A 26,327-nucleotide genomic window follows, 5' to 3' on the forward strand; every position below is an offset into this window, starting at 1 on the left:
GATGGATGTATGAAAGTCGTACATCCTGATTATTTGATCAGCCCTACGCGAAACGCTTTAGCGACCGCATGAGCCGTATTGAGCGCCTGCAGCTTGTAACGAGCGGACTCAGCATGAACCTTGACGACCTCGATGGAGATTCTCAACGCCATGGCGATCTCACGCGGCCGTTTCCCTTCGGCGAGGGATTTCAGCACAGAGATTTCGCGCGGAGAAACATCGCCAATTTCGCTGGGACAATCTGGAACATGCAATTGACGCGCTCGTTGATGGACATAGTGAGCAACCCTCACCATCGCCTTCATCAAATCTTCACGACGCGCGCACCAGTCGATGTCCCCGTCGTGCGACGTGGCGACAAAGATCGCCGCGAGCCCATTCACGGCGTCCGTTACGGGGACGATCAGGCCGTTCCGCCCCGCGCCAGCCTCCCTGGCGTCGCGCAACATTCTAGCGATCGCGGTCTTCACCCGCGGCAGCACCGCCCAGCCCATTGAGGCCTGCCAATCCGCGGCGATGGTAGGTGGCGAAGGTTTGGCTGCGTCGCCTTTCTCCTGGCCCTGGACCTGGAGATGCTCCAGCCACGCGTCGCTATAGGCCAAAGCCAAGGCGGGGTCCCTCACGCGCGTCCACCCAAGAGAGGGGCAAATATACGCGACATGCGCTAGCCCGTAGCTGCCCCGAACGAAGCCGAGAAACCCTTCAATGGATTGCGGACTGAGATCAGCTTCGAGCTGAAGCAGCGTCCTTTGATCGACGCAATCGAGAATTGTCATGACCACCTCTGACCGACGGCACAGAGGCCGTAAACGTCCATGATGGTGATGATGCCGCCTATCCGACCCAAATCCTATCCTATTTATCGGGGATAGAATTTGTTGTTCTTGATGCTAAGCTGTGGGCTGCCGCCGCGTTGCGCAACACCTGCGGGTATGACGATCGACGGCATCGGCACAGGTTGCCCTCAACAACATTGCCGGCGCCTAACCCCTTGATCCACCGAACCCCTACGACCGGCCCGCGGCACCGCCCCCCGGCGCGACAGAGCGGCGCGAGCGCGCGGCGAATTCGCAGGACCGCAGCGACAAAAGGTCGCTTGTAATCCGTAGAGTCTATCGCTCGATAGACTGTCTTGATTAAGACGCACGGTTTCGCATTCGCGCAGGCATCAAAGATCCTCGATTCAACGCATTCGAGATCAAGGTGCTCCGCCAAATGTCATCTTCCCAACGAAACCATCTTCCGCGCCCACGGCAACCGATCCACAATGCCGCGTCGCGTTTCGCAAGAGTACCGAACGAACTCCCGCCCAGGCCGGCAATGGGAAGCCTCCTCCGCGAGGGATTGCAGGAATGTTTTCCTCCACCGAAAGCCGCTGACACGCCTGGCGAACTCCTCGCCGTGCTCCAGAGGCTCGACTCCGAACAGAAGCCCTCCACGCCAGACCAACTTCCGCGCGCGCCGCGTTGACTAAAATCTATACATTTTCGATTTAGCGTGGTCGTCGTCCACGGTAGCAACCGGTGGCAATCGGCGCGAGCCCACAAGAACACACTCACGCCATAGTGTTTGATAAAAGAGTTTGCGATCAGCTGGCGCCCTAATTTGGGTCTTGCCAGCAAGCCGCAGGGACCGATCGGCGATAAGTAGGCGGAGCGTGGAGGAGTCAATGTGACCGGTCTCGACGACTCAGCATTCAGACTCTACTTCATCTCGAAATTGAGCTTACCGATCAATCCATCGGCGAATTCATCCAATTCATCCGAGACCGTTACGGGCTCGCCAACGTCGCCTATCTTTCGCCGTCGTTCCCAGGACATTCAGTCGTCAACCCATTCACGAGCACGACCTACGACAGCGCCTGGACCGATCATTATAGGGCCGAAAATATCGGCTTTGTTGATCCGACGATCACCTTCGGTGCGCGCTCCCTTTTGCCGGTGGACTGGGCGCGACTGCCGCAGCTCGACAAGAAAGTCCGGCGCTTGTTCGTCGAAGCCCGAGAAGCAGGCGGCGGGCACCAGGGGCTGACGATCCCGGTTCGCGGCCCAACCAACTCGCACTGGGCGCTTTTCTTCGCAACGTCCCACGAATCCGACCGCGACTGGCCCGGCCGCCGCTACGAACTCGTGCGGGATCTGGTCCATATCGCGCACTACGTGCACCAGCGAGCCTTTCAACTGAATGTCGAGGACGCCTCGGTCGATCTCAACGTCATCAGCAAGCGCGAAGTCGAGGCGCTGGAATGGTCGGCCGAAGGTAAGACGCTCGAGGACATCGCGACTTTGATGCGGATTTCGGCGGAGACGATAAAGTCGCATCTCGATTCGGCGCGTTTCAAGCTCAAAGCGGTCAATCGCATCCATGTGGTAACGAAAGCCATCCGCGCCGGACTGATCCGCTAATCTCGGAGGGAGCCAGGCGAGCGGCAGCCGGACCAGGCGGCGGGGGCAGAGAGCCGGCCAATGTGACCATCGCCCGCGAGCCAAAAAAGCCACGCTTTAAGGGGCGATCGGCAGCGCCTTTCTGACGACAGCCGTCCCGAACGATGGAATGCAAGCTTCTGGCGCACCCTTCGCGATATAGCCTTCGGTTGGGGCCAGACCGATCGAACGGCGGTTTTCGGCCCGAGGTAGGCGCGGCTGGTCGCCCGATCCGGCGGCGCCTCTTGGCATTCGCCCCCTAAAGCGCCGACGTCGCAAAACATATCGTCCACGAGATCGCGCGGCGTTATTGCGGATAGCATCGCAGCGAAGCGCCCGGCGCCCGCCGGCGGCAGGGCCGCGGAGCGCTCGTCGCTGGGCGAACCTCCCCTCACGTCCTTCGCGGCGCCTTCAACCACTGCTCCAGTTTTGTCCAGCGGCGGCGCCCCGCCCCGCTTCGCACGGCGATCGCCATTGCCCGGCGCTGGCCGACGATGACGACGAGGCGCTTGCCGCGCGTGACGGCGGTGTAGACCAGGTTTCTGGCCAGCATCGTGTAATGCTGCGTCGCAAGGGTGATCACGACGGCCGGATATTCTGAGCCTTGCGACTTGTGGATCGTCATCGCATAGGCGGGAAGCAGCGCATCGAGCTCGCCGAAGGGATATTTGACCTCGCGGCCGTCGAAGCCGGCGACGAGAAGACCTTCGTTTTCGTCGATGCGCACCACCGTCCCAAGATCGCCGTTGAAGACGTCGCGGTCGTAATCATTCTCGGTCTGCATGATTTTGTCGCCGGGCGCGAAGACCGAGCCGAACTTTTCGATGCGGGCGGGCGGGTTCGGATTGAGCGCCTTCTGAAGATCGGCATTAAGCGAACGTGCGCCCAGAGCGCCGCGTTGCATCGGACACAAGACCTGGATGTCGCGGATAGGATCGAGGCCGAACCGGCGCGGAATGCGGTCGCGCACCAACTCGACGACCTTGGCGGCGCCGTCTTCGGGATCTTTGGCATCGACGAACCAGAAATCCGAATCTTCGCCGCGCTTTGGCCATTCAGGCATTTCGCCGCGATTGATCCGGTGGGCGTTGACGATGATGCGGCTCTCCGCGGCCTGGCGAAACACTTCGGTCAATTGAGCGACCGGGACGGCTCCGGAATTGATGATGTCGGAGAGGATCTGGCCCGGCCCGACCGAGGGCAGCTGGTCGACGTCGCCGACGAGCAAAAGGGCGGCTTTTGGCGGGACCGCCTTCATCACGGCGCACATCAACGAAATATCCACCATGCTCGTCTCGTCGATGACGAGCAGGTCGCATGCGAGAGGATTCTCCGCGTTGCGCCTGAAGCCGCCATGGATGGGATCGATCTCGAGCAAGCGATGGATGGTTTTCGCCTCGATGCCGGTTTGCTCCGTCATTCGCTTCGCCGCGCGCCCGGTCGGCGCGCCGAGCAGGATTTTGACGCCCTTGGCGGCGAGGATGCGCAGGATGGCGTCCAGCAGCGTCGTCTTGCCGACGCCGGGGCCGCCGGTGATGACCGCGACCTTGGCGCCAAGCGCCATCTCGAGCGCGGCGCGCTGCGAGGCGGCGAGCGTCTTGCCGGTCTTTTTCTCGACCCATGGGATCGCCTTGCCGGCATCGATCGCCGGCCAGGGCGGGGAGCCCCGCGCCAAAGAGAGCAGCCGCTCGGCGACGCCCTTTTCGGCGAGATAGAGGCCGCGCAGAAAGATACAGGGCTCGCCGCCGATCGCATCCGCGATGATCTCATCATGGGAGAGTTCATGATCCAGCGCCGCTCTTACGATCGTCTTGTCGACTTCGAGGAGTTTGGTCGCGAGCTCGACGAGGGCCTCGACCGGAAGTCCGCAGTGGCCCTCGTCGGTCGCCTCCTGCAGCGCGAACGAGATCCCGGCCCGAACGCGCTGCGGTGCCTCCTTCGTCATGCCCATCTTCATGGCGATCGCGTCGGCCGTCCGAAAGCCGATGCCTTTGATGTCGCGGGCGAGCCGATAGGGATCCTCGGTCATAACCTGAATGGCGTCGTGGCCATAGGTCTTGAAGATGCGCACCGCCCGCGACGTGCCGACGCCATTGGAGTGCAGGAAGACCATGATGTCGCGAACGGCTTTTTGCTCGGCCCAGCCCGCGGCTATCTTCCCGGCGCGGAACTCGCCGATGCCGGGGACCTCCCTCAGTCTTTCGGGGGCGGCCTCGATGATTTCGAATGTCGCTTCGCCAAAGGCGCCGACGATCCTTTTAGCGAGCGTCGGACCGATGCCGCGCACCATGCCGGAGCCGAGGTATTTCTCGATGCCCTCGGCCGTCGTCGGCGCCGTCGTCTTGAGCGTATCGGCCTTGAACTGCAGGCCATGGGTGCGATCGGTGAACCAGACGCCGACGGCGTGGATGAATTCGCCGGCCGAGATGAAAGCGGCGTGGCCCACGACGGCGACAAGATCGCGCCGCCCGCGCGCCTTCACCTTCAGCACCGCGAAGCCGTTTTGCTCATTGTGAAACGTCACCCGCTCGACGGAGCCGACGAGCGTTTCACGGGAGGGAGCGGCGGGGGCTAGGGGCTTCAAGATGCTTTGCCTTCGCGGGAAGCCGACGGACAGCTTATATCCAACGACGTCGGCGCGGCGGTTTCAACAGGCAGGTGACTCAGAAAGCGGGCTCTTCCCGCAGGATGGCGTCGATTATGCTTTAGTGCGAGCGGCGGCGAGGCTCAAACTTCATCACTCAACTCGCGGAGCCCCAACTTGAACGGAGAACCTTCGAAACACATCACCATTCAGCCGAATTCTTCCCAGGCGACCTTGATGCGTTGCGATATTTGTTGCGTTGGTCCCCATAAAAACCATTGCGTTTCCTTGCAAATCCTTAGATGCTTGAGGTGCGCTTCTGTTGACTGCATTTTTCGTTCATTCCGCGTCAGGGAATGCACGTTTCGCGTCAGAAAAGAAGCGCTATGCTTTCGCCGGACGGGTAACTGTGGCCGTCCAGGCACAGGCAATTCCTTCATGCGAGACCGATCGTATCCACGCCGTCGCGGGGGCCGAACCGTCCATTTGGCTCCTCATCAGGGGGGCATTTCACATCCAGAGGTCCAGTGCGTCATACCGTCCGCCCCTTCATTAAGGAATTTAAGAATCGTTCGACCAAATCGCCGGCTGCTAATCCAGGCCCTATCGGCGACGCCAAGATTGATGGCTCCAAGCCGTCGTTCCTGGATCTCGGCGTTTTCGCGACTCGCCAGGCCAATCATGATGATGAACGCAGCGCTGCGTTGAAAGCCGCCGACGCGGTGTTTCGCAAAGGCGGTTCGGCAGCCCCCTCGCCCGAGACCACTTCGTCACCGAACGCCCCCGCAGGCCGCATACTGCAGAGTCTTGTCGCCGCGGAGGATGCGCCCGCGGTGCGATCTGGCAACGCGGATGAAAAAATCCGCCGTGGTCGCGGGCCGGGGAAGGCCGAAAAATCATCTCCCGCCGGGCGCCAGAAACGAACCCTCCAACCCAAAGGTGAAGTTGCGAGAGTTGCCGAGGAACTGCCTGCTGAGAGTTCATCGCCGGAAATATCGATCGTCTCAAGGCCTCGCCGCGAGCGCAGACCGATTCAAGAGCGTTGGGTTTTCGAGACGGCGCTTATCGCCGGCGAGAAATGGAAGCGGCGTTTGCGCCAGGCTGCGCGCTGACTTTGGGCTAAGTTTCATCTTCCAGGCAACAGGCGCCAGAACTTGACCTCTTTGAATGACAGGATCGCGCAGTTCATCGTCGACCGATTTCCGGACGAGGGATCGCCGGTCGAATTGCTGTGCGTGGATCACAACGGAACCTATATGGTTCCCTTTCCCTGCCGCCGCGCGGAGGATGCGTGGCGCAATTGTGAGACCAACGAAATTATCGAGGCTGAGGTGGCAGGCTGGCGTCTGAGCCGCGGGAAGGCCCGGGGCAAGCCTGTTGGCGGGCGTTCGGGGTACTTGTTGAGCCCCTGCAGAGCTTAAGCCGGCGCCCTTGCCCAGAGTGCTATGCGCTATCATGTTCAAACCGCAATGACAGACCCCTTGGAAAAAAGACTGATCGAGGCCTTAACGAAGGTCGACGCGCATGGCGACATCGCGCCGGCTCACGTTCAAGATCCGATGACGATGGTGCTCCGTGAGAGGGCCATTCAGGCCGATCTGATGCGCTGGGACGACAGCCGTGGCCATTACGTGTTGACCGGAACCGGCCGCAGCCGAATCAGCGCGCGCAGCCGCGCCCCCGGCGTTGTCGTTCGGTTCGAAAAGCGCGACGACAAAGCTGCTGTGTCGCCGCAACGGAAAGCCGATTGACGCCCAGTGCGCGCCGAAAGACAGCGCTGAGGCATGACAACAGAACGCGCTCGACCGCGCGATGCAGCCGCCGTTCAGGTCTTTGACGCGCTGTCGCGCTCCGGTTTAGCGCGGCGCTTCAGCTTGAAGCGTTTTGCCGGCGCTTCGAAGTTAATGCGCTTCTGCGCCTGCCTGCCGGATGAAAGCTCGATGCGCGGCGTCCGATTGGATAGCTGGTCGTGGTCTCAAAGACGGGCAACGCGCCTCGCGCGCCCCACATCCATTGTGGTGCGCCGTCCGACCGAAGTCCGGCCTCATCGCCTTGGCGCTAAAACCCTCTACAGAAATTTGCGACTGACTGTTAAGGGAGCTGCGCGATCGCGCAGCTGACTTTTCACGCCCTTTTTGAACTTCGGTGTGAAAAAATTCCGCGGATTTGGAGTAGGCTGTAGATTCGAAAAAGAAATTGTGCGAACTGATCGAATCACTTGACGAAGAACTCCTGCCGGGCGCGGAAGATAATTGAGTCAGGAAAAGCCGCGCGCCATTTCGTGATCTCCATGATTGGTCATCTCAGTCCAATCGAACTGGAAGCCGGCCGTCGCCCGATCAACATAAGGAAAGGCATCATGCCCACCGCAGTCGAACAAATCCACACGAAGATCGCTGAGCTGGAGACGAAGATCGCTGATCTTCGCATCGCCGAGCGCGAACTCCTCGCCCTTGAAAAGAGTTCGGCGCGACAGGTGCGAACGGCGCCCGAGCCAAAGATAAAACAAAAACCCGGTCCGAAGGCGAAACAGAAGCCCGTGCCGAAGGCGAGCCTTCGACCGAAGGTCCAGGGCAAGCCGAAGGCAAAGGCGCCGGCCGAGGCGCGCCAGACCATCGGCAGCGCGATCGCCGAGGTAATCGACCGGCATGGCGCGCTTTCCGCCGCCGAGATTGCTGAACACGTCAAGGCTACAGGCCGGGACATCAACAATCGAACGGTGTCCTTTGCGCTGCAAGCGCTGAAAAAGCGGGGCCTCGCCAAAAACACGGACGGCAAATGGTCGCTGCCGAAAGCGCGCGGCCGGCGCCCTGCGGCGTCAACCGAAGCGAGCAATCAACGGGCGGAAGCTGCGGAGTAAGAAGGGCGGGTTCTGGCGCTTGTAGCCCTGGGATAGCGGGCGCGACACGGAACCCTTGCCAGGCCGACGAGACATTCAGCGCGCTGAATGCACAGCGGGTGGTCTGGCGAAATTCTCGCGCCTTCGCCTTGATCGCGTCGACGTGGAGATCCGGGACTTGGATGCCGCGGACCTTCAAGCCATTGACGTTGGCGGGCCTCGGCGGCTTTCCAAAGACCCGTCCGGTATGCCGGGCGGGTTCGCGCCATGACGGGACTGTGGGGCGTGCTATCCTAACGGCAGGAGCGGGCCGGAAAGAGACTGACAGCTTTCAGGCGCTGAGCGGTAAAAGGCCGACATCGTTACAGTTTGCCACGGTCCGAAGCTCACATGCCCAAGCTGCCCGAAGCGTGATATTAGCCCGTTATCGCGGAAGCATGCGTTCCGGATGCGCCGACTGCAACCGGCGGGTTCGTCGACGACGTAGGCGGCTTCCACCAAGAACGACGCCTGGTTCCACTGTGGCGATAGGCCTCTGTTGCGTAGCCTTAAGCCCGCCGGAGCCGGTCAGGTGCGCCGCAAACGGCGATGGGCTAAAGTCAGCGCTTGATCCTCCAACGCGAGTCTCATTATGGTCGCAGAGGCCTTTCTATCTTATTCTCATGCCGACGAGAAAGCGCTCGAACGGTTGCACAAGCATCTTGCAGTCCTAAAGCGAGAAGGCACATTGCCCACCTGGAGCGACCATGCCATTCTGGCTGGCGACCGACTCGACGGCGTGATTAGCGCCCAGCTGGAGCGGAGCCAAATCTTCTTGGCGCTGGTCAGCCCGGACTATCTCGCGTCTCAATACTGCTATGACAAGGAATTCGCCCGAGCGCTCGAGCTAGCCGCGGCAGGGCGAATGCGGATTGTGCCAGTCATCCTGGAGCCCTGCGATTGGCTTTCGTCCCCATTCAAGGACTTCGCAGCTCTTCCCAAGGATGGTCAACCGATTTCCGGCTTCACCAACCCGAACAACGCGTATCTGAACGTGGTGGTTGGCTTGCGACGCCTCATCGAGGTCCCCGGGAACGGGACGAGCGCACCGGCTGACGGGATCGCGTCGCCGGGTCAGGCGCGACGGCCTCGCATCAAGCAGGATTTCGACTCCATCCAACGCGCCGAGTATGCGGACCGGGCGTTCACTACCATTCGGGACTACTTCCGTGCTTCGTGCGCCGAGCTAGCCCAAATCGGCGATGATTTGCGCTCCAAGTTTGAGGACATCGACGCGACGGCCTTCACCTGCTCCGTGGTGAACCGGGCGAAGCGCCAGCGAGGTGAGGCTCACATCACGGTCCACAACTGCAAGTCCCGGAACGTCGGGTTTGGCGACATCAGCTACGTCAACCAGCCTCATGCCGAGAGGAATACCTCAAACGGCTCGATTCGGGTCACTAACGACGATTACCAGCTTTTCCTAAATATGGACCATTACGGGATGTCGTCCGGGCGCGACCGGGAGAGGACAACGCCGGAGCAGGCCGCGGAAACACTGTGGGGCGAGTTCGTCAGACAGGCTGGAATCGAATATGATTGATTTCAGGCCCGCGATCTGGGGCGCGCAGGTCAACACTTCACTTCGTCAAGCTTGAAGTACCTCTCGCCGATTTTCAACGCCGGATGCGCGTAGCAAATTGCGTAAGGCGTGCTGTATTGCACGTTCCGCCCTTGGATGTTGAAAACGACGGCGTCGCGTTGCTGGGTGTAGTGCCACCCGTTCTCTTGCCGCATCATTTGTAAGCTTTCACGCGGCTCTCCGTGTTCTTCGGCGATCGTCATTACGAGCTCTCGCAACGCTTCAGGACTTCCGTCGGGGACCTCACTCACCGGGCGCACTTCTGTGTGTTTCACCATTCCCGTTGCGGACGCCGACCCGATCCTATTAAGGGTTGCGTGTGCCAAGGTCACGAGTTCCATCGAACACTCCAGTTTATCGTCTTCGTGCTATTTTGAATGGCCGTTTCGGATCACGCCAAAATAGCACGAGAATGACCTAGATTGGCGCGACGCCGCCATGACGCGACGTCAGTTGCTGTCCCCCTACGCCAGGCTTACATATAAGTAAATGATTGACCATTGTTTCTATGCGCGACCCTTCCGCGCCCTACAAACCGGCCCCAATTGTTCAAATGCGTGCGCGTTACCAGTCATCAGGTGTGCAGAACCCGAGCACTAAGCGAAAGCCTTTCGATTTCAGGTAGGCGATTTCCTTCGGGATGTCGATGACCGGGCGTGGAAGGGGAGGCTCAGATCGGCACGCTTTGATATCTTCACATAGATCGTGATAGGCCAGCGCATGGCAGAATTCGCTGAGTTCCCGCGTGGCCGAGAAGGCGTCCAGATCTCCCCAACTGATTGTGCGGACAGCGATGCGATAGCTCCCGCAAAAATTGCCGTGTTGGGCGAAGGCCGCATATTGCCCTTCGGGTCCGGTCATCGAAATTGACGCCGCATTTAAATGCTCCACGGGATTGCCCGTGTTAAGCAATTGCTTCAGCCGCGCCATGGCGCTCAATACGTAATAGAATTCGCTGTCAAAGACGTTTTTCGCATTGGGCCTCAGAAATGCGGACATCATGAACGGCTCATCGGGTCCGAGTTCGCCCGTTGCCTGCATCCGCGCGAACTCTTGGCCATAGAACCAGACATCCACGAGGTAAGCCACAAAGGAAGCCTCTCGAATTTGGACACAGGTGGAGTTCTGCGTGAGGCGGAAGAGTGCTAACTTAGACTGCCGGCATATCTCGTCTTTCAGGTGGTCGTTTTTGCTCTCGTGACCTCCACCGTCGAATTCAATGGCGAATTGCGGATCATGATTGCGGTCGGTGACGACGAAATCGAGATGCCCCATCAGGGCAAGGCGTCCGAGAGGGTCTGAGGTTAAATGTTTGATGTCAACAACGTCGGCTATTCGCACTTTCCGATAGATTTCCGCGTTATGACGGTCGGCGGCAGGTACCAAGAGGTCGTGCACATACATTTCGCCACGATTGGATAGTCGTTTCAGCATGACGCGTTCACCAAAGACCCTAAAGAGCTGGCCGCCATCCTAGTCGTGGCGGCCATACGGCTTCGCAGCCCAATCAGAACGTTTGTTTCGCCCAACTCGACGTCAAGCGACCGGACCGATCGAAAGTTTTTAACTTTTTAGCCGAGTTATCCGCATTCGCCTGACATTCCTTCATTCTTGCATTAGATCGTATATTTCACGGTCATTTCCCCAAATCCCCAAAAGATCGCCAAGAAATCGATTGTAATCCCTTATCGGGATATTCGCAGAATAACCTCTGGGAGGCTGCCGCAAAGCTGGCGTTCTGCGTGTCCGGGAAGGTCCAGCTGCCAAAACGCCTGGAACCGGACGTTCTCAGTGTCGGCTCAGGGTCAGGAGCGCTGCTCAGGCTCGGCCGCACAAATTGCGCAAAACGTGTCTCCGAGGCAACCCGAACGAATGGCCGTTTTCGGGAAGGCGAGTTTGGCTCGTGAACGGCGAAGATGGGCGCGAAATAGTAGCAGCTGGCCGATAAGAGACCTTCGGAAAGGGCTTAGAAGCGGACGTCTGTCATATCGGACGCTGCCCCCCTTGGGACAAACGCGGAGTGTAATTTTGAGTGTGCCCCATCTGAAGTTACCTGACATCGTCTACAAATACACGAGCCCGGCAGCGGCGCGGCTCATCATCGCCAACCGCACCCTTCGCATCGGCCGGCCGACCGAGATGAACGACCCGTTCGACGCCTATATCGACGACCTTTTCGACGTCGAGCTGAAGGACAGCTACAAGGCGGCCGCGGTGACCTTTGTCGACATACTGTCCCGTGACCCCGCGGAATTCGCCAAGCGGATCGGCGTGCCGCTAGAGGAGGCCATTGCTGCATCAGCCGCCATGAACGCAGGAACGGTCGCACAGCGTGATGAGCTGCTTGCGCTCTTCGCCTCGTCAGCCGTCGAGGAGATGTATCCTCAATTGAAGACAGAGCGCGAAGCCCTCGAAATCCAGAAGGCCGCGATCGTCGCCCAGTTCAGGAACTCCGGGATCTTCTGCGCTACACGGAGCAACAGCAACCTGCTTATGTGGTCGCACTATGCTGACGAGCACCGCGGGGTGGTGTTCGGGTTCCGGCCGGATGCTGCACGGGACTCGTTCCTGTGCCTGCTCGAGCCCGTCACCTACAGTGACATCCGGCCGAGTTTTTATAAACCATTCGACCCACTGGTGGGGGACATGCCTGCACCGACCCCAGAAACTATGCGCGCCTTCACCCGCTCGCTGACGGCCGTGAAAAGCACCCAATGGGCTTACGAGGAGGAACTACGCGTCGTCATCCCATCCTATGTCCCGGAAGGGCAACCGGCCGTGTTCATCTCTTACTATGCGACCGAACTGGCCGAACTCTATCTCGGCCATCGTGTAGCTGCGGGTGACCGCGACGAGCTCGTTGCGGCAGCGCGTGCCCTGAACAAGGATGTGGCGATCTTCCAGGCACGGATTTCCCCGGGAGCCTACGCCCTGTCGTTTGAGCCCATCAAGTGACGAGAAGGCGCGTGTGATGGCAAACCCTAAGGCACCAGAGATCGAGCAGAAGCAGGCCAACCGGCTCTGCCAAATGTCGCCGGCCGACCGCCTGACCTTCATCGCCAAGGGGCTACCGGTCATTCTGGCTTGCGCGCAAGGGTTCTGGAGAGCTGAGTAGGGCAGTTGGCGATCGTCGGCTTGGCGGACGATCCTTGCGGCCCGACAAGGTCCGGAACGGGCGCGAAACAGAAGCGGCGGGCCGGAATCGGAATGGCGGCTTTCTCGCGCGAGCCAGGGGAAGCCGCCGATCGGCTTGTTCCTGCGAACGGTGGTTTTCAGGAGCGCCCCGCGGTCAGTTTCGACCTATGACGGACTCTGCGCGAGTGGAGAGCCTATACCTGCTGTCAGGCGCAGGCGGAATTCCGCCGCGATATGCGACAACCGGCAGCTTTGAAATCGTTGTTGGCGTCGCCGATCAGGGTTACGATCTGGTGCCAGCCGAGTATGCGGCACGGCTTTGAGTCGAGGATTGCGTTATGGGATCGATGATCAGCCTCGCGGTCGGCCGCCTTGAAGTCGATTGGGGAAAGAACAATGGTTTCGTCGATCACAGCGCGCTGTTTCAGTCCGATGATACGGCGCAAATTCCCTACTATTACGCGGGACAAGAGATTGAGGGCGCGGACGGCGCGCCCGATTGGGAGGTGATCACCGAGCTAAAGGAAGGCTTATCGAAGCCGCTTGCGCAGGTGATCGAGCGGATCAATTTGCTCGGCCACACCCATTCGGTATGCGACGCCGAGTTTGCGGCGTTGGCCGAATTCAATGGCTTCGATGCTACCACGTTTTCGTTCTCTGATTTGCGCGAGGCCTTGGCATCCATTGATGTCAGCTCGCTGTCTCCGAATTATGGCGAAGGGAGCGAGGATTTCGGCAAATTCTTCCGGCGCCAAATCCTTCCGCGGCTCGGCCTTAAAGCGAGTGGCCCCGGCCCAATGGAACTCGGATGCATCGCGGAAGGCATGGAGAACCTCAGTGCCTACACCATCCTCCACCTGCTTGCGGAAAATCCAACGGCACGCGGCCTGAACGTGCAATGGGCGTTCAATGATGTCGAAGACGGAGGCTGGGCGAAGCGCAGCGATTTTGTGAAGCCCGTCGATCAGTCGTCGCGCTTTCTGATTGTCACCGAGGGAAGCTCTGACGCGGCGATTATAGGCAACGGGTTTCGCCTCCTAAGACCTCACATCGCCGACTTTTTCGATTTCGTCGATATGGAGGAAGGCTACCCCTTTACTGGAACCGGCAACGTGTTTCGCTTCGTCCAGGGCCTCATCAGCATCCGGGTGCTGAACAACGTCATCGTTGTTTATGACAATGACGCTGAAGGCGCTGCCAATTTTGAACGGACGCGGCAGCTCAATCTTCCGGCAAACTTGGCTGTCATCAAGTTGCCCGAACTGGCTTGCTTTAAGGCGTTCACTACGGTCGGCCCGAACGGACGGCATCTTGAGAACATCAACAGCCGAGCAGCCGCCATCGAGTGCTATCTCGATCTCCCGGCTGACGCTGCTGTGCGTTGGTCGAGTTACAATGCCAAGATCGGGGCTTACCAGGGAGAGCTCGTCGGTAAGGAAAAGTACGCCCGGGCCTTCCTTGACCTGCGCGCACGGTCGACGGCCTACCGTTTTGACAACATAGCGTCCGTGCTCGACGTGATTGTGCGCACCGCCACCAACATGCGCGAAAAACTGATGGCTGAGACCTTCGCCGACCTGTACAGCGGCCGGCTGGAGTCCCTCTAGATCGCGCGGACGAGCGTAAGGTGTCGCTACCGCACCTTCCGTCACTGCTGCGGATCAAGCAGACTCTTGTCCAGTAGGTGCGCCTTCACAAAATGGTATTTGATCGGAAGCGAACCAAAGCCATCGAACATCCATGCTTTGATGATCCTGGCGTCGATGCCGATTTCATAAAGCAGCAACGCCTGATAGAGGGTCGCGAGCGCCTGGCCTTTGCTTTCGAGATCGAGGATAAAATCGTTGTACGGCGTTTCGTTATGGCGCTGGCCACCGAAATGCGAAATATCGTTGCGCAGCTTTCCGCATACCTCGCAGAAGCTCCTGAGGCGCGTCTCGTCGAGGCCGAGCGGCACCTCGCGCAACGTCTCGTAAAGCCTTTGTCCTAGCGGCGGTTGGTCTTTGGCGCGCTCGAGCACGTCCGCTAACCATTTCTGATCCTTCGCAAGGCTGACCTGCGCTACAATCCGTTTGATTTTCTCGTCGAGCTTGGTCTCCCCAGTTGGCGGATATTTCCTGCGGTGAAAGGCCTCCAGCCCGAAGACCAGGCTTATGAAGCGGTTTTCGATATAGAGCCTCACGCCGCGGCGCGTGCCGAGATAGAGATAGAAACCTGGACCGAACGCCTCGCGCTTCTTTTTCCAATCGGACCAGATTTCGCCGAACCGCTCGCGCAACTGCATGAAGTTGGTGATGCACTCATGCGCCTTGGGCGGCGGCGACGCCGCCTTGCTCCCGGGCTTCGGGAAATAAAGCCGGTATTGCGCGATCTTGCCCGCCGCAATCCACGGCCAATCGAGGGTGTGATCAGAGCCCGTCAGCATCAATAGCAAATCTTCGAGCAACTTGTACTGCGCGATGAGGTCCTTGAGGGCGAGCGGCTTCCTGAAGCGGAGCACAGCGGACGCCGTTTGTTTCAGGGAAAGCGCCATGCCAAAGACTGGTCCCGACGAATCCTCGGCACTCTCGAAATGAATCGACAGCTTCCCGTCGGCGGTTGGATAGACGGCATCCTTTGGTCGCTTGTATTTGACCGAGACCATACGCTTCGATTACGTGACCTTGATCGCGGCGAGCCGCAGCCACTCTTCAAAGCCGGTGAGCGGAACAATGATTTCCTTAAAGGCACGCGTGGCGGGCGGCTTCGCAAATCCATCAGCCACGAGACACAGCCCGGCAATATAACGCTCGTAGGACATGCCGCTGGCGGTGAACTGGCCGCCGTTGCCTATAAGTCCAGTGAGGAGTACGCGCTTGTTCGACGTCCTAAGCACTCCTTGGATGTCTTTGTCGATGAGCTGGCCGCCCCGCATCATCGGCGTCATAGGCCCGTGCTTGCTCGGGAAATAACCGTCCAGCTCCAGCCGCGTCTGGCCGTCGTCGTCGATGATGAGAAGCCCGGCAACGCAGGAATCCGGCGCGAATTGTTTTTCGGGGACCGCCTCGTCGGCCCACCAGAACAGTCCGCGCTCCTCAAGGATCGCCATCGTCAAAGCTCCGTCGGGGCCGCCGCCGCGCCACGTGTCACGAAGTCTAACCGTTCGTGCGGGCGGTTCCAGTTTTCCCTTTCGTCCGCAGGGCGTTCGTTTCGGCGTCTCGCACTGGCCCGGGGCGCCGGCTGCAAGTGTAAACGCCCCCCTCCACGCTGTTCCGGCCGCAGGCGGTGCGCCGCCCCTAAGAGCCGGTGCAACCGGCCTCGACGACCGCGCTAATGCGGCCGAAAAGGAAGGAAACATGAAATTGCCATCGCTGATCGAACTTCTGCAATTGTCGCGGGTCGAACTCTGCGACCAGCTCGCGCAACTGACCGATGCCCATCTGGATATTCCAGAAGGTTTGGACGAGAGCGTTGTCGCACGCTTTAACCTTCGCCTGATCCGCCGCGCGCCGGCTTTCCACGAACGCTGAACGCGCGTGGTGCGGGCGCTAGTTGGAAGGCCTTACAGCTTGCATGGCGGGGAGCGCACCGCTCTCTCCGTAAAGGTGCAACAGCGCCGGTTTGCTGTCGATCAGGATGCTTCGAAGCGGCCGGATCGGCTGGGCTCGGCAACGGGAACGAATGACCGGTTTTGGGAGCGGCCCTCACCGCCCTGAATGGCTTGCATGGGCGCGAAGCCGCTGTTGCTACAAGTCGGAAGGTCTCTTTTGGGTCACGGTCCGAAAAGGCATGGAGCGGCAGAATTTGTTAATTGGGAATTAACCCTAAATCCTTAGCAAGAGTCGGCTGGTGCATGCTCTGCATGCGAAAATTCACGCGAAGCACGGAGAGCTCTTATGGCTAAGGCGAAAACAAGTAAGCCCGCGGCGACTAGTAAGGCGAGCGTAACCGGGACGCCGCCTGTTCGTCCGGTCAAGGAAACCTTTACGAAGTCGGCGCTGATCAACCTTGTTGCGACGCAGAACGATCTTCCGCGCAAGACCGCCGCAGCGGTTTATGCGACATTGGAAGCGGTATTTCTTGGCTCGGTACATCCCCGCGGTGTTGGCGAGTTCACCTTGCCAGGTCTTTTGAAGGTGTCTTTGCGCAAAGTGCCGGCTCGACGGGCTGGAACTCTGGTTCGCAATCCCGCTACCGGCGAGATGATCAAGGGCGCGGCGAAACCGGCTAGCGTCCGCGTAAGCATTCGCGCCCTATCCAAGCTCAAAACAGCAGCTGTCTCCCGGTAAATGCCGCTTTTAGCGCGCGTGGCCGAAGGCCAGCGGGCGAAGTTGAACCTGAATGGCGAGCGGCCGCGTGAGCGCGCATGAAAGACTCTTCCGTGAAAGAGATTGCGCCCCAAATCCGGTGGCGAGTGATCTGGCGCGCTTGATAGGAAAGGGCTCGTCCCGCGTTTCCGACGTCGCGCATTTCGACGTATCCCACGCCGGTGCGACCTATCGGGTCAAACTCAAGCGCTCCGCCGCCGCTCGCCGCTTTATATTGAGAGTTCGCGCTGCGACGCGGGATGTCGTCTTAACGATTCCGGCGTGCGCAAAACTCATCGACGCAAAAGGCTTTGCCGAAAGGCAAGCGCCGTGGATTGGCTCCAGACTGCGTCGGTTGCCGGAGAAGCTTCACCTCGAGCCCGGTGAATTGGCGCCGCTGCGCGGCGTTCCGCACAGGATCGAACATCGACCCGCGAAGCGGGGCGTTGTCTGGATCCAAACCGTGGAGGACTCCTTTGGGGCGAGCGCCGAGCCTCTGATTTGCGTGAACTCCGAGGCCTGCTTCGTATCGCGGCGAATCCACGATTTTTTAGTGCGCGAGGCGAGACGCGATCTTGAGGCCGCCGTCGCGCGCCACGCGGCTCATCTTGGCGTCCGCGTCCGCAACATCACCCTGCGCGACACCACCAGCCGGTGGGGGTCGTGCACGTCGTCGGGGGAACTGAATTTCTCCTGGCGCCTCATCATGGCGCCGCCTTTCGTGCTTGATTACCTCGCGGCGCATGAGGTCGCGCACCTCTTGCACATGAATCATTCCCCCGCGTTCTGGAAGGCCGTGGGAAGCCTCTCCAAAGACGTGGCCGCCGCCGAATCCTGGCTGAGGACGCATGGGATGGGCTTGCATCTGATCGGTCCCAGGACGAACGAGGCGGCCGGCGTGGCTTCTTCCCCGAAAGCCGCGACTTCGCTGCAATAGCAGAGAGCGGCGCATATGCTTGCGAACGACGCCGGCGGTTTCGACCAGGAACCGGTCGACGGCTGGTCGATGCGCCGCAGCCTGCGCCCTAGCGAAAATCCCGCGCCTTCACCTTTATCGTGTCGAGGCGGCGATCCTCGACGTAAATGTCGCGGCTCTTTGCTCCGGGTTGCGGTCGCTCGCGCGGATCGACGCCGGGGCCGCCGCGATGGAATTCGTCGCCGCGCCCGTGCGGCGGCGGAAAGACCGAATCGCGGTCGCCGATGGCCGCTAGCGCTGCTGACAGGTCAGTCAGAGTCCTGGCGACGAGATGCACAACCTCTCCTTCCCGTTGAACGCGGCCGGCGACGGCCAGCATGCCGGCGGAGAGGATGATGCGGCGTTGCTGTTCGAAGAGCTTTGGCCAGATGACGAGATTGGCGATGCCGGTCTCGTCTTCGATGGTGATGAACATGACGCCTTTGGCGGAGCCTGGCATCTGCCGGACGAGGACAAGCCCGGCGGTTTGAACGAAGCGCCCGTCGCGCGCCTGCATCACCTCGGAGCACGTTCCTATGCTCTTTCGATGCAGGTCGTCGCGCAGGAATGAGACGGGGTGAGCACGCAGCGTCAGCCCGACATGGCCGTAGTCCTCGACGACTTCGCGGCCAGCCGTCATCGGACGTAGCGCCACCGCCGGCTCATTGAGTTCCGCCAAGGGGTTGGCTTCGCGCGCCGACGCCGCGGCGAAGAGAGGGAGCGGCTCGTCGCGCAACGCCTTGATCGCCCAGAGCGCCTCGCGCCGGGCGAGTTTCAGAGATGGCTGGAAGGCGTCGGCCTCGGCGATCTGCACCAGGGACGCGGCGGGAACGCCGGCGCGCCGCCACAGATCGTCGACTGACGCGAAGGGGCGGTCGGCTCGGACGCCGATGATCGCAGCGGCGTTGGCATTGGAAAGGCCCCTTGCCATGCGCAGGCCGAGCCGAACGGCGAAGCGGTCCTCGCCGGCCGGCTCCAGCGTGCAGTCCCAGCGCGAGGCGTTGGCGCAGATGGGACGAACCTCGACGCCGTGATCGCGGGCGTCGCGCACGATTTGCGCGGGCGCGTAAAAGCCCATCGGCTGCGCGTTGAGCAGCGCCGTGCAGAACACATCCGGATGATGGCATTTGAGCCAGGACGAAGCGTAGGCGATGAGCGCGAACGAGGCCGCGTGGCTTTCGGGAAAGCCGTAACTGCCAAAACCCTCCAACTGCCTGAAGGTCTTTTCCGCGAACGCCTGCTCATAACCCCTGGCGACCATGCCGCCGACCAGTTTGTCGCGGAAATGCGAAACGCCGCCGGTGAATTTGAATGTCGCCATCGACCGCCGGAGCTCGTCGGCTTCGGTGGCGGTGAAGCCGGCGCATTCGATCGCAACCCGCATCGCCTGCTCCTGGAACAAGGGCACGCCGAGCGTCTTGCCGAGCACTTTCTCCAACTCTGGCGTGGAGTAGACAACTGCTTCCCTGCCCTCGCGGCGGCGCAGATAGGGATGCACCATGTCGCCCTGGATGGGGCCGGGCCTGACGATCGCCACCTCGATGACCAGATCATAGAAGGTGCGCGGCTTGATGCGCGGCAGCATGGCCATCTGGGCGCGGCTTTCGATCTGGAAGACCCCGATTGTGTCGGCCTTGCGGATCATCGCATAGGTGTTCGGATCCTCGGCCGGGATCGAGGCGAGGTCGAGCGCGACGCCTTTATGCTCGGCGAGGAGGTCGAGGCCGCGCTTCATGCAGGACAGCATGCCGAGCGCCAGGCAATCGACCTTCATGAATTTCAGCGCATCGATGTCGTCCTTGTCCCATTCGATCACCTGCCTGTCCTTCATGGCCGCCGGCTCGATGGGGACGAGCTCGTCGAGCCGGTCGTGGGTGAGGACGAAGCCGCCCGGATGTTGCGAGAGATGCCGCGGGGCGCCGATCAGCTCGCGGGCGAGGTCGAGAGCCAGGCGCAGGCGCCGGTCGCCGGGATTGAGATTGAGCCCCTCGACGTGTTTTGGCTCGACGCCCTCCTTCGACCAGCCCCAAACCTCTGACGACAGCATCTTGATGAGGTCTTCGGGCAGGCCAAGCGCCTTGCCGACGTCGCGGAGCGCGCCCTTGGCGCGATAGCGAATGACGGTCGAGCAGAGCGCGGCGTGATCGCGGCCATAGGTCTGAAACACCCATTGCATGACGATCTCGCGCCGCTCGTGCTCGAAATCGATGTCGATGTCCGGCGGTTCGCGGCGCTCCTCCGAGACGAAACGCTCGAACAAAAGGTCATTGCGCTCAGGGTCGATTGAGGTGATGCCGAGCACGTAGCAGACGGCGCTGTTGGCGGCGGAGCCGCGGCCCTGGCAGAGAATGTCCTGGCTACGGGCGAAGCGGACGATCGAATTCACCGTCAGGAAATAGGGCGCATAGCGCAGCTTCTCGATCAGACGCAGTTCATGCTCCAGGATGGCGACGACCTTGTCCGGCACGCCTTCGGGATAGCGCTCGGTCGCGCCTTCCCAAACCAGTCGCTCCAGCGCCTGCTGCGGCGTCAGGCCGGGGATCGCGGCCTCTTGCGGATATTGATAGGCGAGTTCGGCCAGCGAGAAGCGGCAGCGCTCCGTGATTTCGAGCGTGCGCGCCAGGGCTTGCGGATAGCGGCTGAAGAGCCGGACCATTTCCTGTGGCGGCTTCAAATAGCGATCGGCATGACGCTCACGCCGGAACCCGGCGTCATCGATGGCGCAATTGTGCCGGATGCAGGTGACCACATCCTGCAGCATGCGCCGGCCCGGGACATGGAAGAGCACGTCATTGGCGGCGACGGTCGCAACCCCTGCCCGCGCCGCCATCTCCGACAGATGATGGAGCCGCAGCGCATCGTTCGGCCGCCGGCGCAGCGTCAGCGCCATATAGGCGCGGTCGCCGAAGGCTTGCGCGAGCTGGCGCAGCTGTCGCGCGCAGGCGTCATCGGCCTCGCCGGGAACGAGGATGACGATCAGGCCCTCGCCATAGGCGATGAGATCGGACCAGTCGAGCTGGCATCGCGCCTTGCCGCCGCGCCGCTTGCCGAGCGATAGCAACCGGCAAAGTTTTGCATAGGCGGGTCGATCGGTCGGATAGACGAGGACGGACATGCCGTCCGTCAGATCGAGGCGGCAGCCGACGACCAGGCGAACTCCGGTCGCCTTCGCCGCTTCATGGGCGCGAACGATTCCGGCCAGGCTGTCTCGGTCGACGATCGCGAGCGCCTCGATGCCGAGCTTCGCCGCCTCCGCGAATAATTCGTCGCAGGAGCTCGCGCCGCGCAGAAAACTGAAATGCGACGTACATTGCAGTTCGACATAGCGGGGGGCGCTCATCCGAACACTCCATGCAGGAACCAGCGCTGCGAACCGGTCGAGGCGTCCTCGCCGTCGCCGGCGCGGTAGATCCAGTAGCGCTCGCCCGCCTCGTCCTCGACCTGAAAATAATCGCGCACCGCCGCCAGCTCGGCGTCGCGTTTCCACCATTCGCCGAAGACGCGCTCCGGGCCGTCGGCGCGTTTGACGCGGCGGCGGACGCCGCGCCAGGTGAAGCTGACCGGCGGATGATCGGGAAGCAGCGCAATGGCGTCGATCGGCTCCGGCGCCGGCAGCAGGCGCGAAGGCCGCGGCCAATGGCCTGGCCATGCCTCCCCGGCATCGGGAGCCAAGGGCGCGATCCGCTGGATCGAGCGTTCCGGGACATCGCTGGCGACCGGGGCAAACCGATAGAGGCGGCCTCCGCCGACGCGATTGGCGAGCGTGTCGATCAGGCCCGAGACATCGGCCTCCGGTTCCTCCGTCAGCGACGAGATCAGCTGTCTGGCGCCCAGGGGCTCGGCGACGGAGGCGGCGAGGCTCATGAACTCGATTCCGAAACCGGGATCGACAGTCTCGATCTTGTCGCAGAGCATGCGGGTCAGACGCTTTACGTCGCGAATGGGCAGCGCCGTTCCGATGCGGACGGCTTTGACGCGCGCGTCGACGCGATGAAAGACCAGATCGAGGCGCCGCGCTCCGAGCCCTTTGGCCTCCAGCGCCTCGCAAAGCGCGCTGACGAGCTTGCCCACATAGCGGCGAAGCGTTTCCACTGCGGCGATCGGCTCGGCAAAGGCGCGATGAACCTCGATAAGCTCCGGCGGCCGCGCTGGATCGATCGGTTCGCTAAGCCGTCCCAAGGCCTGATCAAGGCGGCGGCCGAGTTCGGGACCAAAGCGCAGGGCGAGCGGGCCCCGGGGTTTTGCCGCCAATTCCCCAATCGCCTCAAAACCGAGGACGCGAAGGCCGTCCACGATATCCTTCGGCAGGCGGAGGGCGGCAATCGGCAGATCGAGGATCGCCTTGCCGCTCTCGCCCGGCGCGACGACGAGGATTGGACGCGCGGAAAAACGCGCCAGCGCATGAGCGGCGCCCCAGCTGTCGGCGAACGCGGCGCGGACGGCGACGCCAGAAGCTTCGATCCGCGCAACCATATCCCTCGCCATGGCGTCTTCGCCGCCAAAGAGATGCGCCGCGCCGAAAACGTCGATGACGATGCCGTCCGGCGGGTCGGCGGCGGCGATCGGCGCATAGCGTTTGAGCGCCCAAAGGGCGAGGCGCTCGAGCGCTTCGGCGTCGCCGGCCGGATCGGCGTCCTTGACGATGAGGCCTCGCGCCAGCGCCTGCGCCTTGGTCACGGGCATGCCGATATAGAGGCCCGCGGCTCCAGCGGCTCTGTCCGCGGCCATAACCACGCGCCGTCGCCCTTCCCTGCCGATGAGCACGAGCGGCGTCTCAGCCGGCGGCGCGGCGGCGCCCAATAGTCTTCTGATCCGATCCGTGGGCCAGGTCGGCAGGAAGAGCGAGGTGACCCTTGCCATCGCAAGCCTCCACTTCAAAATCGGCGCTCTCGCCGGCGCGACAGCGGATCAATTCGAGCCGCCACCTTGCGCGTCCGACGCCCTGGACCGGCAAAGCGGTTGAAGGAAGCCCGCTCACGCGCCAGCGGGTGACGGAGGCGGTCGGCTGTCCGAAATCGGCGGCCTCGGTGTGTCGCCGCCAGCGCCGGATGGCGATGCCGATGGCGCCGGAGGCCTCGGCCGCAAGCTCCAGCCGGCGCGAGGCGGTCATCGAGAGGCGCGCGACCTCGGCGACGACGCCGCCAAGCCCGCCGTGACGCAGGCCCTCCTCGAAGCAGGCGAGAACCGACTTCTCGTCGCCTGCCTCGACATAGATCACACGACCCGGCGCCAGCCCCGCTTGCGCGAGCGCCGGGGCGAACAGATCCTGGCGCGTGACGCACCACAGGATTTTTCCGCGTATCCGGGCCACGATCCCGGCTGAGAACAGCGCCGCAGCGGCGCCGTCGATCGCGCCATTGCCGCCGCCGGCGACCTCATGCAGCGCGCCGAGCGCCAGCCCGCCGCCCGGCAGACGCCCGTCGATCTCCTTGATCCCGAACGGCAGCACCGCGCGACGGCGCGCCTGTCCGCCTTCAAGGCGCTGAATGCGCTCGCGAAGCTCGGCGACGACAGGATTGGCGGCGGTTTCATTCACAGGACAAAAGGCCTCCGGCGGTCTTCCCAACGGGTTTTCGCGGTGATATGTTCCCTATACGTTCCTAACGAACCATGCGAGTCAATCGGCCGCATCAATCTTGATTGCCGCGGACCCGGAAGATCGAATGGCGAAAACCAAGGATCTCCGCCTGATCAATTCAGGATAACAGCAAGATAGCGGGGCATTGGTGAGCGCGGCGCATCTGGAGAAATTGAACGGGGAACAGCGCCGCGCCGTCGAGCATGGGGTTGGACGCGCCGACGGAGCCATCGGCGGTCCGCTTCTGATCATCGCGGGGGCAGGGTCCGGCAAGACAAACACGCTGGCGCACCGCGTCGCCCATCTTATCGTCAATGGCGCCGATCCGCGCCGCATCCTCTTGATGACCTTTTCGCGTCGGGCGGCGGCCGAAATGAGCCGGCGCGTCGAGCGCATCTGCGGCGCGGCGCTGGGCAGGAACGCCGGCGCCGTCACGGATGCGCTCGCCTGGGCTGGGACGTTTCATGGGATCGGCGCAAGGCTGCTGCGCGACTACGCCGAACAGATCGGCCTCGATCCGGGTTTCACCATCCACGATCGGGAAGACAGCGCCGACCTTTTGAACCTCGCCCGGCACGAACTCGGCTTCTCCCGGATGGAGACCCGGTTTCCGACCAAGGGGACCTGCCTCGCGATCTACTCCCGCGCCGTCAACGCGGAATTGCCGCTCGACGACGCGCTGCGCGATTTCTATCCGTGGTGCGCCGGATGGAGCGTGCAATTGCGCGAGCTCTTCGCGGCCTATGTCGAAGCCAAGCAGACGCAGAACGTTCTCGATTACGACGATCTCCTGCTCTACTGGGCGCAGACCGTCAGCGATCCGCTGCTCGCGGACGATATCGGCGGCCGGTTCGACCATGTGCTGGTCGATGAATACCAGGACACCAACCGCCTGCAGTCCTCGATCCTGAAGGCGCTGAAGCCCGGCGGCGAGGGTCTCACGGTCGTCGGCGACGACGCGCAATCGATCTATTCCTTCCGCGCCGCCTCCGTGCGCAACATTCTCGATTTTCCCGCCGCCTTCAGCCCGCCGGCCGAGATCATCACGCTCGATCGCAATTATCGCTCGACCCAGCCGATCCTCGCCGCCGCCAATGGCGTCATCGATCTCGCTTCCGAGCGCTTCACCAAGAACCTCTGGACCGAGCGTCAGTCGGGCGATCGCCCCCGCCTCGTCAGCGTTCGCGACGAGGCCGACCAGGCGCGCTATGTCGTCGAAAAAATTCTGGAGAACCGCGAGGGCGGCGCGGCGCTGAAGCTGCAGGCTGTCCTGTTCCGCGCCTCCCATCACAGCGGCCCGCTCGAGGTCGAACTGACCCGCCGCAACATTCCTTTCGTCAAATTCGGCGGCCTCAAATTCCTCGATAGCGCCCATGTCAAGGACATGCTGGCGATGCTGCGCTTCGCGCAAAACCCGCGCGACCGCGTCGCCGGCTTTCGCCTCATGCAGCTGCTGCCGGGCGTCGGGCCAACCTCGGCGCAGCGTGCGCTTGACCTGATGGCCGATCGGCCGGATCCATTTTCCGCGCTTTCCAGCATGCCGGCGCCGCCGCGCGCCGGCGCCGACTGGGTGAGTTTCGTGGAGACCTTGCTGCGGCTTGGCGCCGGCGAGGACGGATGGCCGGCGGAGATCGCGCAGGCCCGCCGCTGGTACGAACCCCATCTCGATCGCATCCACGAGGACGCTTCGAGCCGGCAAGCCGATCTTTTGCAGCTCGAACAGATCGCAGCCGGCTATCCATCCCGCGAGCGCTTCCTGACCGAGCTGACGCTCGATCCGCCGGACGCCACAAGCGATCAGGCCGGCGCGCCGCACCTCGACGAGGACTATCTGATCCTGTCCACCATCCATTCCGCCAAGGGGCAGGAATGGAGGTCCGTGTTCATCCTCAACGTCGTCGATGGCTGCATTCCGTCCGATCTCGGCGCCGGAACCACGGCCGAAATCGAGGAGGAGCGGCGTCTTCTCTACGTCGCGATGACGCGCGCGAAAGACGATCTGCATCTCGTCTTGCCGCAGCGCTTCTTCACCCATGGCCAGAATGCGCAGGGCGACCGCCATGTCTACGCCGCGCGGACGCGCTTCATTCCCACTGCGTTGTTGCGGCTTTTCGAGATCGCCGCGTGGCCGCTTGCGACTGCGGGTGATGGGCGGCGCGCGGCGGCAGGTGCGCGTCGATGTCGGCGCACGCATGCGCGGCATGTGGCGATAGGAAGCTCGGCGATGTGTAATTTATACTCCATGACTCGTGGGCAGCAGGCAATCCGCGAACTTGCCCGCGTCATGAACGACAGGACGGGCAATTTGCCGCCCTTTCCGGGAATCTTTCCGGACTATGCTGCTCCGATCGTGCGCAATCAGCCGGACGGCCGCGAACTCGTCATGGCGCGCTGGGGCATGCCCTCGCCTGTCTTTGCGTTGAAAGGCAAGAAAAGCGATCCAGGCGTCACGAATGTCCGCAATGTGAAGTCGCCGCACTGGCGTCGATGGCTCGCAGTCGAGCACCGCGCCCTCATTCCTTTCACGAGCTTCTCCGAGAACGAGGCGCTGCCTGACGGTTCTCGGCCGCCGGTGTGGTTCGCCTTCGACGAAAGCCGGCCCCTCGCTTTCTTCGCCGGAATTTGGACCAATTGGACGTCGGTCCGGAAAGTGAAGGAAGGCGAGACGAACAACGACATCTTCGCGTTTCTGACGACGGAGCCGAACGCGGTCGTGGCCCCGATCCATCCGAAAGCCATGCCCGTCATTCTGACGACGAGGCAAGAGATCGACGTCTGGATGGACGCGCCCGCGACGGAGGCGCTCAAGCTGCAGCGGCCGCTTCCCGACGATGCCTTGATGATCGTGGCGAGGGGGCAAAAGAAGGATGAGGGAGGCCTCGCGGCCTGATCAACATGCTCGCGTG

20 protein-coding genes and 1 pseudogene are annotated in these 26,327 nt (G+C 61.9%); 12 read left to right on the top strand and 9 right to left on the bottom strand.

The genetic code is table 11. The annotated features are described in order from the left end of the window. Positions 1-29: 29 nt before the first annotated feature. Positions 30-776, bottom strand: a complete 747-nt coding sequence (locus MPC4_RS03440; protein ID WP_174511291.1) for a helix-turn-helix transcriptional regulator — start codon at positions 774-776, stop codon at positions 30-32. 963 nt (positions 777-1,739) lie between these two features. Here MPC4_RS03440 and MPC4_RS03445 point away from each other — a divergent pair. Continuing rightward, the gene (locus tag MPC4_RS03445; RefSeq protein WP_342343605.1) at positions 1,740-2,405 is read left to right on the top strand and encodes a helix-turn-helix transcriptional regulator; all 666 of its coding nucleotides are present in this window, start codon (positions 1,740-1,742) and stop codon (positions 2,403-2,405) included. Positions 2,406-2,814: 409 nt separating this feature from the next. On the opposite strand, the gene recD2 is transcribed toward MPC4_RS03445, so the two are convergent. Then, positions 2,815-5,007, bottom strand: coding sequence for an SF1B family DNA helicase RecD2 (recD2, locus tag MPC4_RS03450; protein WP_174511292.1), 2,193 nt, complete (start codon positions 5,005-5,007; stop codon positions 2,815-2,817). Between the two features lie 1,481 nt (positions 5,008-6,488). Here recD2 and MPC4_RS03455 point away from each other — a divergent pair. The 3 genes from MPC4_RS03455 to MPC4_RS03465 all read left to right on the top strand — a co-directional run bounded on the left by MPC4_RS03455 (position 6,489) and on the right by MPC4_RS03465 (position 9,428). Beyond that, positions 6,489-6,758: a hypothetical protein gene (locus MPC4_RS03455; protein WP_244628821.1), complete on the top strand. Its 270-nt coding sequence runs from the start codon at positions 6,489-6,491 to the stop codon at positions 6,756-6,758. A gap of 608 nt (positions 6,759-7,366) precedes the next feature. Continuing rightward, on the top strand, positions 7,367-7,867 hold the full coding sequence (locus tag MPC4_RS03460; RefSeq protein WP_174511294.1) for a winged-helix domain-containing protein: 501 nt from the start codon (positions 7,367-7,369) through the stop codon (positions 7,865-7,867). 610 nt (positions 7,868-8,477) lie between these two features. Then, entirely contained in the window at positions 8,478-9,428 is a 951-nt protein-coding gene (locus MPC4_RS03465) for a toll/interleukin-1 receptor domain-containing protein (protein ID WP_134493457.1), read from the top strand. Between the two features lie 29 nt (positions 9,429-9,457). On the opposite strand, the gene MPC4_RS03470 is transcribed toward MPC4_RS03465, so the two are convergent. Both MPC4_RS03470 and MPC4_RS03475 read right to left on the bottom strand, forming a co-directional pair. After that, entirely contained in the window at positions 9,458-9,808 is a 351-nt protein-coding gene (locus tag MPC4_RS03470; protein ID WP_174511295.1) for a hypothetical protein, read from the bottom strand. 223 nt (positions 9,809-10,031) lie between these two features. Continuing rightward, on the bottom strand, positions 10,032-10,901 hold the full coding sequence (locus MPC4_RS03475) for a DUF2726 domain-containing protein (protein WP_134493461.1): 870 nt from the start codon (positions 10,899-10,901) through the stop codon (positions 10,032-10,034). 600 nt (positions 10,902-11,501) lie between these two features. Here MPC4_RS03475 and MPC4_RS03480 point away from each other — a divergent pair. From MPC4_RS03480 to MPC4_RS03490, 3 genes are all read left to right on the top strand, one after another. Beyond that, positions 11,502-12,422 carry a DUF2971 domain-containing protein gene (locus tag MPC4_RS03480; protein ID WP_244606082.1) on the top strand — a complete coding sequence of 307 codons (921 nt, stop codon included), beginning with the start codon at positions 11,502-11,504 and terminating at the stop codon, positions 12,420-12,422. 16 nt (positions 12,423-12,438) lie between these two features. Continuing rightward, entirely contained in the window at positions 12,439-12,582 is a 144-nt protein-coding gene (locus MPC4_RS03485) for a hypothetical protein (protein WP_166796091.1), read from the top strand. A gap of 358 nt (positions 12,583-12,940) precedes the next feature. After that, positions 12,941-14,209, top strand: a complete 1,269-nt coding sequence (locus MPC4_RS03490; RefSeq protein ID WP_174511296.1) for a HEPN/Toprim-associated domain-containing protein — start codon at positions 12,941-12,943, stop codon at positions 14,207-14,209. A 41-nt stretch (positions 14,210-14,250) separates the two neighbouring features. Here the strand turns inward: MPC4_RS03490 and MPC4_RS21660 are convergent, their stop codons facing one another. Then, positions 14,251-15,246, bottom strand: a complete 996-nt coding sequence (locus MPC4_RS21660) for a HEPN domain-containing protein (RefSeq protein WP_174511297.1) — start codon at positions 15,244-15,246, stop codon at positions 14,251-14,253. A gap of 9 nt (positions 15,247-15,255) precedes the next feature. After that, complete coding sequence (locus MPC4_RS21665) at positions 15,256-15,690, bottom strand: ApeA N-terminal domain 1-containing protein (RefSeq protein ID WP_174511298.1); 435 nt, start codon at positions 15,688-15,690, stop codon at positions 15,256-15,258. 253 nt (positions 15,691-15,943) lie between these two features. Here MPC4_RS21665 and MPC4_RS03505 point away from each other — a divergent pair, with 253 nt between their 5' ends. The 3 genes from MPC4_RS03505 (at position 15,944) to MPC4_RS03515 (ending at position 17,825) form a co-directional block, all read left to right on the top strand. Further along, on the top strand, positions 15,944-16,111 hold the full coding sequence (locus MPC4_RS03505; protein ID WP_174511299.1) for a hypothetical protein: 168 nt from the start codon (positions 15,944-15,946) through the stop codon (positions 16,109-16,111). A 366-nt stretch (positions 16,112-16,477) separates the two neighbouring features. Then, positions 16,478-16,870 carry an HU family DNA-binding protein gene (locus MPC4_RS03510; protein WP_174511300.1) on the top strand — a complete coding sequence of 131 codons (393 nt, stop codon included), beginning with the start codon at positions 16,478-16,480 and terminating at the stop codon, positions 16,868-16,870. Positions 16,871-16,937: 67 nt separating this feature from the next. Beyond that, positions 16,938-17,825: a M48 family metallopeptidase gene (locus tag MPC4_RS03515; protein WP_244628822.1), complete on the top strand. Its 888-nt coding sequence runs from the start codon at positions 16,938-16,940 to the stop codon at positions 17,823-17,825. An 88-nt stretch (positions 17,826-17,913) separates the two neighbouring features. On the opposite strand, the gene MPC4_RS03520 is transcribed toward MPC4_RS03515, so the two are convergent. From MPC4_RS03520 to MPC4_RS03530, 3 genes are read right to left on the bottom strand one after another with little or no spacing between them, the layout of a single operon-like run. After that, complete coding sequence (locus MPC4_RS03520) at positions 17,914-21,183, bottom strand: error-prone DNA polymerase (protein WP_174511302.1); 3,270 nt, start codon at positions 21,181-21,183, stop codon at positions 17,914-17,916. Beyond that, positions 21,180-22,703, bottom strand: a complete 1,524-nt coding sequence (locus tag MPC4_RS03525; protein ID WP_174511303.1) for a DUF6504 family protein — start codon at positions 22,701-22,703, stop codon at positions 21,180-21,182. Before MPC4_RS03525 ends, MPC4_RS03520 begins: the two co-directional genes overlap by 4 nt. Then, on the bottom strand, positions 22,618-23,379 hold the full coding sequence (locus tag MPC4_RS03530; RefSeq protein ID WP_174511304.1) for an ImuA family protein: 762 nt from the start codon (positions 23,377-23,379) through the stop codon (positions 22,618-22,620). The genes MPC4_RS03525 and MPC4_RS03530 overlap by 86 nt, the downstream gene beginning before the upstream one ends. Positions 23,380-23,569: 190 nt before the next feature. Here MPC4_RS03530 and MPC4_RS03535 point away from each other — a divergent pair. Together MPC4_RS03535 and MPC4_RS03540 are read left to right on the top strand one after the other, a co-directional pair. Beyond that, a pseudogene (locus MPC4_RS03535) lies at positions 23,570-25,634 on the top strand (ATP-dependent helicase). 11 nt (positions 25,635-25,645) lie between these two features. Beyond that, on the top strand, positions 25,646-26,311 hold the full coding sequence (locus MPC4_RS03540) for an SOS response-associated peptidase (protein ID WP_174511305.1): 666 nt from the start codon (positions 25,646-25,648) through the stop codon (positions 26,309-26,311). The last annotated feature ends 16 nt before the right edge of the window (positions 26,312-26,327 follow it).

The organism is Methylocella tundrae (genome assembly GCF_901905185.1).
GTDB classification, from domain to species: domain Bacteria; phylum Pseudomonadota; class Alphaproteobacteria; order Rhizobiales; family Beijerinckiaceae; genus Methylocapsa; species Methylocapsa tundrae.

Bases quoted from the DNA above. Each gene is read 5' to 3' on its own strand.
- MPC4_RS03525 (WP_174511303.1), bottom strand. From the start codon at position 22,703: ATGGCAAGGGTCACCTCGCTCTTCCTGCCGACCTGGCCCACGGATCGG.
- MPC4_RS03475 (WP_134493461.1), bottom strand. From the start codon at position 10,901: ATGCTGAAACGACTATCCAATCGTGGCGAAATGTATGTGCACGACCTC.
- MPC4_RS21665 (WP_174511298.1), bottom strand. From the start codon at position 15,690: ATGGCGATCCTTGAGGAGCGCGGACTGTTCTGGTGGGCCGACGAGGCG.
- MPC4_RS21660 (WP_174511297.1), bottom strand. From the start codon at position 15,246: ATGGTCTCGGTCAAATACAAGCGACCAAAGGATGCCGTCTATCCAACC.
- MPC4_RS03460 (WP_174511294.1), top strand. From the start codon at position 7,367: ATGCCCACCGCAGTCGAACAAATCCACACGAAGATCGCTGAGCTGGAG.
- MPC4_RS03520 (WP_174511302.1), bottom strand. From the start codon at position 21,183: ATGAGCGCCCCCCGCTATGTCGAACTGCAATGTACGTCGCATTTCAGT.
- MPC4_RS03490 (WP_174511296.1), top strand. From the start codon at position 12,941: ATGGGATCGATGATCAGCCTCGCGGTCGGCCGCCTTGAAGTCGATTGG.
- MPC4_RS03485 (WP_166796091.1), top strand. From the start codon at position 12,439: ATGGCAAACCCTAAGGCACCAGAGATCGAGCAGAAGCAGGCCAACCGG.
- MPC4_RS03440 (WP_174511291.1), bottom strand. From the start codon at position 776: ATGACAATTCTCGATTGCGTCGATCAAAGGACGCTGCTTCAGCTCGAA.
- MPC4_RS03465 (WP_134493457.1), top strand. From the start codon at position 8,478: ATGGTCGCAGAGGCCTTTCTATCTTATTCTCATGCCGACGAGAAAGCG.
- MPC4_RS03470 (WP_174511295.1), bottom strand. From the start codon at position 9,808: ATGGAACTCGTGACCTTGGCACACGCAACCCTTAATAGGATCGGGTCG.
- MPC4_RS03540 (WP_174511305.1), top strand. From the start codon at position 25,646: ATGTGTAATTTATACTCCATGACTCGTGGGCAGCAGGCAATCCGCGAA.
- MPC4_RS03510 (WP_174511300.1), top strand. From the start codon at position 16,478: ATGGCTAAGGCGAAAACAAGTAAGCCCGCGGCGACTAGTAAGGCGAGC.